The organism is Streptomyces sp. MnatMP-M17, assembly GCF_900091995.1.
Classification (GTDB): Bacteria; Actinomycetota; Actinomycetes; order Streptomycetales; family Streptomycetaceae; genus Streptomyces.
This window is the reverse complement of sequence record NZ_FMDK01000683.1, coordinates 1-7409: the sequence shown is the minus strand read 5'-3', so window position 1 is coordinate 7409 and position 7409 is coordinate 1. Positions and strand designations below refer to the sequence as shown.

At 69.3% G+C, this 7409-nt stretch carries 6 protein-coding genes and 2 pseudogenes; 2 read left to right on the top strand and 6 right to left on the bottom strand.

The genetic code is table 11. From position 1 onward, the window contains the following. From GA0115259_RS28190 to GA0115259_RS28175, 4 genes and pseudogenes are all read right to left on the bottom strand, one after another. Positions 1-633: pseudogene (locus GA0115259_RS28190) on the bottom strand (hypothetical protein); the annotation flags it as partial. Further along, on the bottom strand, positions 615-1343 hold the full coding sequence (locus tag GA0115259_RS28185) for an ABC transporter ATP-binding protein (protein WP_093602257.1): 729 nt from the start codon (positions 1341-1343) through the stop codon (positions 615-617). The gene GA0115259_RS28185 and the pseudogene GA0115259_RS28190, both read right to left, overlap by 19 nt. Before the next feature lie 244 nt (positions 1344-1587). Then, positions 1588-2967: an aspartate aminotransferase family protein gene (locus GA0115259_RS28180; protein WP_093602255.1), complete on the bottom strand. Its 1380-nt coding sequence runs from the start codon at positions 2965-2967 to the stop codon at positions 1588-1590. Continuing rightward, entirely contained in the window at positions 2952-3467 is a 516-nt protein-coding gene (locus GA0115259_RS28175) for an Lrp/AsnC family transcriptional regulator (RefSeq protein ID WP_093602253.1), read from the bottom strand. The genes GA0115259_RS28180 and GA0115259_RS28175 overlap by 16 nt, the downstream gene beginning before the upstream one ends. Positions 3468-3662: 195 nt before the next feature. Between GA0115259_RS28175 and GA0115259_RS28170 the strand changes: the two genes are divergently transcribed. Then, positions 3663-5102 carry a gamma-aminobutyraldehyde dehydrogenase gene (locus tag GA0115259_RS28170; RefSeq protein ID WP_093602251.1) on the top strand — a complete coding sequence of 480 codons (1440 nt, stop codon included), beginning with the start codon at positions 3663-3665 and terminating at the stop codon, positions 5100-5102. Positions 5103-5246: 144 nt separating this feature from the next. Here the strand turns inward: GA0115259_RS28170 and GA0115259_RS28165 are convergent, their stop codons facing one another. Next, positions 5247-5972: a glycerophosphodiester phosphodiesterase gene (locus GA0115259_RS28165; RefSeq protein WP_093602249.1), complete on the bottom strand. Its 726-nt coding sequence runs from the start codon at positions 5970-5972 to the stop codon at positions 5247-5249. A gap of 5 nt (positions 5973-5977) precedes the next feature. Continuing rightward, complete coding sequence (locus GA0115259_RS28160) at positions 5978-7003, bottom strand: adenosine deaminase (RefSeq protein ID WP_093602247.1); 1026 nt, start codon at positions 7001-7003, stop codon at positions 5978-5980. A 187-nt stretch (positions 7004-7190) separates the two neighbouring features. On the opposite strand from GA0115259_RS28160, the pseudogene GA0115259_RS28155 reads away from it, so the two are divergent. Next, a pseudogene (locus GA0115259_RS28155) lies at positions 7191-7409 on the top strand (hypothetical protein); the annotation flags it as partial.

The window sequence follows — 7409 nt, the reverse complement described above, 5'->3', positions numbered from 1 at the left end:
CCCGCCGCCACTGCCTCCTCGGCTCGCATAGGTCTCGATCGCCAGGCCCGCCGTGGTGAGGGCGACTCCCCACGGCAGTCCGGTCGGCGCGGGCGCCGGATCCGTACTCTCCGGAGGACGCGCGGTCCTACGGGTGTGCTGCCGCATCACCAGCCCGGTCGCCGCCGTCGCGAACGTCGGCACCAGTGCCAGCAGTGTCAGCACCGCGGCCAGCGGGAGCGGCTGGTTCCTGGCGAGGAGATCCGCCGCCTGGCCGGCGAAGAGCGTCCCGGTCAGATCGCGACGGAGATACATGAAGACGAGCAGCGCCACCGCGCTTCCCACGGTGCAGGAGACGGCGGTCGAGGTGGCGGCCAGCGTGGTGAGCCGGGCCGGGCCGAGACCTACGGCCGACAGTCCGGTACGTGGCCGGGTGCCCGGATCGGTACGGGCCACCGCGACCGCGAACTGCACCGTCGCCGCCAGCGGGATCAGACACCAGAGCAGCCGCGGCAGGGAGCCGACGGGATGGTTCATCGCCCAGCCCAGGGTGCACAGCAGCAGAAAACCGACGCCGGCGGACGCCGCCACGACCAGCAGCCGGCGCAGCAGGGCCAGGGGATGGGCGCCACGGCCTAGACGGAGAGCGAGCACGCGGCCTGACCTTCCGCTTCGGAGGGCCCGAGGGAGCTGACGCGGCGGCCGTCCACCAGTGGGACCGTACGGTCCGCGAGCGCCGCGACCTCCTCGTCCAGAGTGGCCAGGACGACGGTGATGTTGTGCGAACGGGCCGCGGTGGTCAGCGTACGGATCACCTGGGCCCGGTCCGTACGGTGCAGCGGCGCCGTCGGCTCGTCGGCGAAGAGCACCGCGGGCGTGGTGACCAGGGCGCGGGCGACCGCGATTCGCTGCCGCTGGGCCTGGAGCAGGGCGTACGGACGCTTCCTGGCGCAGTCACCGATGTCGAGGCGGTCCAGCCACTCCATCGCGGCGGTCTTGGCGGCGCGGTGCGTGGAGCCGCGCAGCAGCAGCGGCAGCGCCGCGTTCTCCCACGCGCTCAGCTCGGGCACCAGCGCGGGCTCGGGATCGATCCAGCTGAAGCGGTCCCTGCGGAGCCGCTCGCGCAGCACCGCGCTCATGGTGTGGACGGGCGAGTCGTTGAACCAGACCTCGCCCTCCTGCGGGACGAGCTGACCCGACAGACAGCGCAGAAGAGTCGTTTTTCCGCTGCCGCGCGGGCCGTACACGGCGAGGATCTCGCCCTCGCGCACGCCGAGCGAGACACCGTCGAGCGCGGGCGATCCATTGTGGGAGTAGGTCAGGGAACGCGCCCAGAGCACGTCGTTGTCAGGCGGGGCCACCATGGCGTACACCTCGGTTCTGATCGGACTTACCTCCGCCGTCCGGGTGAACGAAGGCGGCGACGATCGGTCACAGGGCACGCTAGGTATTCGGAACGGAGTGTGCGGACAGCACACGGCCCGGGTGCCGCCCTTCTCACTCGAAAGGCGGCACCCGGGCCGTCATGCGGGTGGTCCGGTCAGTCGCGGCCCGGTCCACCGGACCGCCGGAGCGTGGTAGGCGCGCCCGGCGGAGTCCGGCCCGCCGTCACAGCTTGGTCCAGGCCTCCGTCAGCACCGACCGCAGGATGCCCTCGATCTCGTCGAAGATCGACTGATCGGAGATCAGCGGCGGCGCGAGCTGGACGACCGGATCGCCACGGTCGTCGGCGCGGCAGTACAGCCCGTTCTCGTACAGCTCCTTGGAGAGGAAGCCGTACAGCACGCGCTCGGTCTCCTCGTCCGTGAACGTCTCCTTGGTGGCCTTGTCCTTGACCAGCTCGATGCCGTAGAAGAAGCCGTTGCCGCGCACATCGCCGACGATCGGCAGATCGTGCAGCTTCTTCAGGGTGTCGAAGAACGCGCCCTCGTTGTCGAGGACATGCTGGTTGAGGCCCTCGCGCTCGAAGATGTCGAGGTTGGCGAGACCGACCGCGGCGGAGACCGGATGGCCGCCGAAGGTGTAGCCGTGCAGGAAGATGTTGTCGCCCTGGTAGAACGGCTCGGCGAGCCGGTCGGAGACGATGCAGGCGCCGATCGGCGAGTAGCCCGACGTCATGCCCTTGGCGCAGGTGATCATGTCCGGTACGTAGTCGAACTTGTCGCACGCGAACATCGTGCCGAGCCTGCCGAAGGCGCAGATGACCTCGTCGGAGACGAGCAGCACGTCGTACTGGTCGCAGATCTCACGGACCCGCCGGAAGTATCCGGGCGGCGGCGGGAAACAGCCGCCCGCGTTCTGCACCGGCTCCAGGAAGACCGCCGCGACCGTCTCCGGGCCCTCGAAGAGAATCTCCTGCTCGATCTGGTCGGCGGCCCAGCGGCCGAAGGCCTCGGGATCGTCGCCGTGGATCGGCGCGCGGTAGATATTGGTGTTCGGGACCTTGTGCGCACCCGGGACGAGCGGCTCGAACGGCGCCTTCAGGGCCGGCAGACCGGTGATGGACAGGGCGCCCTGCGGTGTGCCGTGGTAGGCGACGGCGCGTGAGATCACCTTGTACTTGGTCGGCTTGCCGGTCAGCTTGAAGTACTGCTTGGCGAGCTTCCAGGCGGTCTCGACCGCCTCGCCGCCACCGGTGGTGAAGAAGACCTTGTTGAGATCGCCGGGCGCGTAGTGGGCGAGCCGTTCGGCCAGCTCGACCGCCTTCGGATGGGCGTAGGACCACACCGGGAAGAACGCCAGCTCCTGGCCCTGCTTGTAGGCGGTCTCGGCCAGCTCGTGGCGGCCGTGGCCGGCGTTGACCACGAACAGTCCGGACAGACCGTCCAGGTAGCGCTTGCCCTTGTCGTCGTAGATGTAGGTGCCCTCGCCACGCACGATGGTGGGCACGGGTGCGTTCTCGTAGGACGACATGCGGGTGAAGTGCATCCACAGGTGGTCGTACGCGGTCTTGGAGAGGTCCTTGCTCACGGCTATCGGGTTCCCCACATATAGGTCTGCTTCTTCAGCTTCAGATAGACGAAACTCTCGGTGGAGCGCACGCCGGGGAGCGCGCGGATCCTTCTGTTGATCACTTCCAGCAGGTGGTCGTCGTCCTCGCAGACGATCTCCACCATCAGATCGAACGAGCCCGCGGTCATCACCACGTACTCGCATTCGTCCATGGCCGTCAGGGCGTCCGCGACCGTCTCCATGTCGCCCTCGACATTGATCCCGACCATCGCCTGCCGCCGGAAGCCCACGGTGAGCGGATCGGTCACCGCGACGATCTGCATCACGCCCTGGTCGAGCAGCTTCTGGACGCGCTGGCGCACGGCCGCCTCGGAGAGACCGACGGCCTTGCCGATCGCCGCGTAAGGGCGCCGTCCGTCCTCCTGGAGCTGTTCGATGATGGCGAGGGAGACGGCGTCGATCGACGACGACGATCCGTTCCCGGCCCTGGAACCGGGCCCGGAGTCTGTTCTGGAGTCTGCGCTACGACTGGCCACGCGCCTCACTGTGCACTGCGACTCGTCCGTCCCGCAACCCTCCATCGATGATATTCGTTGTTGAAGGGCTGTTATCTCACCGAATCCGAAGTTCCCGGGGGGTCGGCCTGTCGAAAGCGTCGGCCGAAGGACTAGGGTTGGGGTTGTCTCACCCATCGGACATCCGAGCATGAGCGACCAGGAGGAGGGGTGGCAGTGACCACCGAGCTGCGCCGGCTGCGCAACTACATCAACGGGGAGTTCCGGGACGCCGCCGACGGACGGACCATCGAGGTGGTCAACCCGGCCACGGGCGAGGCGTACGCGACCTCCCCGCTCTCGGGACCGGTCGATGTCGACGCCGCCATGGAGGCCGCCGCGGCTGCCTTCCCCGGCTGGCGCGACACCACTCCGGCGGAGCGCCAGAAGGTACTGCTCAAGATCGCGGACGCCATCGAGGAGCGCGCCGAGGAGCTGATCGCCGCCGAGTCCGAGAACACCGGCAAGCCGCTGGAGCTGACCCGTACCGAAGAGATCCCGCCGATGGTGGACCAGATCCGCTTCTTCGCGGGCGCGGCCCGGATGCTCGAAGGCCGCTCGGCCGGCGAGTACATGGAGGGCTTCACCTCGATCGTCCGCCGTGAGCCGGTCGGTGTCTGCGCCCAGGTCGCGCCCTGGAACTACCCGATGATGATGGCCGTCTGGAAGTTCGCGCCGGCCCTTGCCGCGGGCAACACCGTGGTGCTCAAGCCGTCGGACACCACTCCGGTCTCCACCCTGCTGATGGCGGAGATCATCGGCGCGATCGCTCCCAAGGGCGTCTTCAACGTCATCTGCGGCGACCGCGACAGCGGCCGGGCGATGGTCGAGCATCCGGTCCCGGCGATGGCGTCCATCACCGGTTCCGTACGGGCCGGGATGCAGGTCGCGGAGTCGGCGGCCAAGGATGTCAAGCGAGTGCATCTGGAGCTGGGCGGCAAGGCTCCGGTGGTGGTGTTCGAGGACGTGGATATCGCGAAGTCCGTGGAGGACATCGCGGTGGCGGGCTACTTCAACGCGGGCCAGGACTGTACGGCCGCCACCCGGGTCCTCGTCCACGAGTCCATCCACGACGAGTTCGTGGCGGCGCTGGCGAAAGCCGCGGCCGAGACCAAGACCGGTGCCGCGGACGACGAGGACGTGCTGTACGGGCCGCTCAACAACGCGAACCAGCTCAAGCAGGTCTCCGGCTTCATCGAGCGGCTGCCCGCGCACGCCAAGGTCCAGGCCGGCGGCCATCAGGTCGGTGACAAGGGCTACTTCTACGCGCCGACCGTCGTCTCCGGGCTCAAGCAGGACGACGAGATCATCCAGAACGAGGTCTTCGGCCCGGTCATCACCGTCCAGTCCTTCACGGACGAGGCGCAGGCGCTGGAGTACGCGAACGGCATCGAGTACGCGCTCGCCTCCTCGGTGTGGACGAAGGACCACGCGCGCGCGATGCGGATGTCGAAGGCCCTGGACTTCGGGTGCGTATGGATCAACACCCATATCCCGCTGGTGGCGGAGATGCCGCACGGCGGGTTCAAGAAGTCCGGCTACGGCAAGGACCTCTCGGCCTACGGCTTCGACGACTACACACGCATCAAGCATGTGATGACGTCGCTCGACGCCTGACGACCGGCGCCTGGCGCTTGACGACCGGCGCGTGATGATCGGCCCGGGGTGGGCAGTGGACCGCTTGTCCACTGCCTCTTCGTACGTTCTGGCGCGTACGGCCCGCTCGTACGGCGGGCCGCCGGGAGTGGTGCCTTACGGGCCTTACAGGCCGTGGGGCGCGGACGGGCCGGTCAGGAGAGCGGCAAGGACATCGACGCGATTGGTGGTGATCGAGTCGGCGCCGCGGGCGATCAGCCTTCGCATACTGCGCCGCGTGTCGGCGGTCCAGGCCGAGACCAGCAGTCCGTCGCGGTGGTTGCGGTCGGCCAGCTCCCGGCTGATCAGTCCGAAGCGGTAGTTGAGCCAGCGCGGCCGGACCGCCGCGAGCAGCGCGGGCCGTGGCGGTGCGAGCGTCGTCCAGGTCATCGCGATCTCGGCGCTCGCGTCGGCGGCCCGGACGGCGAGCATCGCGCCCGCGCCGGCGCAGTAGTAAACACGCTCGGCGGCTCCGCACTCACGTACCGTACCCACGACCGTCCGCACCGACTCCTCCGTGGCGCCCGGGAGATCGATCATGAGCCGGGCTCCGTCCACCGCCGTGAGCGCCTCCCGCAGGCTCGGCACTCCGCCGCCCGTCAGCTCGTCCAGCTCCCGGTGTGTCAGCTCCGCGAGGGACCGGTCATGGCCCCAGAGCCGCTTCGGCGAGGAGTCGTGCAGCAGGACGGGCACTCCGTCCCTGGTCAGCCGTACATCGATCTCGACGGCGTGGGCTCCTCGCGCCAGCGCGGAGCGTATCGACGGGACGGTGTTCTCGCGGATCCGGTAGGGATCGCCGCGGTGGCCCACGGCGATTACGGTACGCGCGGCTGTCTCGCCGTCGCCGGTCATCGTCCTTACCGCGCGAGCCACTTGGCGGTGTACGCGTCGATCTCCGTGGCGAGCCGCTCCTTGCCCGGTGCGTCGAGGAAGGACGCCTCGACCCCGTTCTTCGCGAGACCGGCGAGCCCGCGCTCGTCCAGCCCGAGCAGCCGGGCCGCGACGCCGTACTCCTGGTTGAGGTCCGTGCCGAACATCGGCGGATCGTCGCTGTTGACCGTCACCAGCACACCGGCCTCGACCATCGCCTTGATCGGGTGCTCGTCGAGATCGGCGACCGCGCGGGTGGCGACGTTGGAGGTGGGACACACCTCCAGCGGGATGCGGTGCTCGGCGAGATGGGCGAGCAGCTCCGGGTCCTGGACGGCGCTGGTGCCATGGCCGATCCGCTCCGCGCGCAGCTCGCGCAGCGCGTCCCAGACGGTCCCGGGCCCGGTCGTCTCACCGGCGTGCGGTACGGAGTGGAGCCCGGCGTCGATGGCGCGGTCGAAGTACGGCTTGAACTGGGGCCTGGGCACGCCGATCTCGGGACCGCCGAGGCCGAAGGCGATCAGGCCCTCGGGACGCAGATCGACCGCGAGCCGGGCGGTCTCCTCGGCCGCCGCGAGTCCGGCCTCGCCCGGGATGTCGAAGCACCAGCGCAGGACGACGTCCAGCTCGCTCTCGGCGGCCTTTCTGGCGTCCTCGATGGCCTCCATGAAGGCCACCTCGGGGATGCCGCGGCTGGTCGAGCTGAACGGCGTGATGGTCAGCTCGACGTAGCGGATGTTCTGCCGGGCCATGTCACGGGCGACCTCGAAGGTCAGCAGCCGGACGTCCTCGGGCGTACGGATCAGATCCACGACGGAGAGATAGACGTCGATGAAGTGTGCGAAGTCGGTGAAGGTGAAGTACTCGACGAGCGCCTCGGGATCGGCGGGCACCTTGGAGTCCGGGTGCCGGGCGGCCAGTTCGGCCACGATACGGGGCGAGGCGGAACCGACATGGTGGACATGCAGCTCGGCCTTGGGCAGCCCCGCGATGAAGGGGCGCAGATCGGTCATCGGGATCCTCCGGATGGTGAGGCGGATGCCTGTGGTGAGGCTGGTACGGCGTTCTCCGGGGCGGGGGTCGCCCCGCCCCCGCCCGGGGCCCTGCCCTGGGCGGCTCGGGTCAGGGATCATCGTAGGCCGGGCCGGTTCCGCGTGGAGCGGAGGCCGTAGCATGACGGAATCACGATGGGGGAGGCCCATGTCTGACAAGAGCGAGCGGCCGTCCGGCGGCTACGAGCCGAGCGATCCCTGGGCTCCACCGGAGCACAAGGCGCCGCTGGACAAGCCGGCGGCGCACCAGGAACCGCACGGGCCGCAGGGCGGGACCGTGCACGAGCAGCCGACGGTCGTCGGGATACCGGGCGGCGAGCCCGGTGCCGTACCGCCGCCGCCGACCGCCCCGGGCGGACCGGCCCAG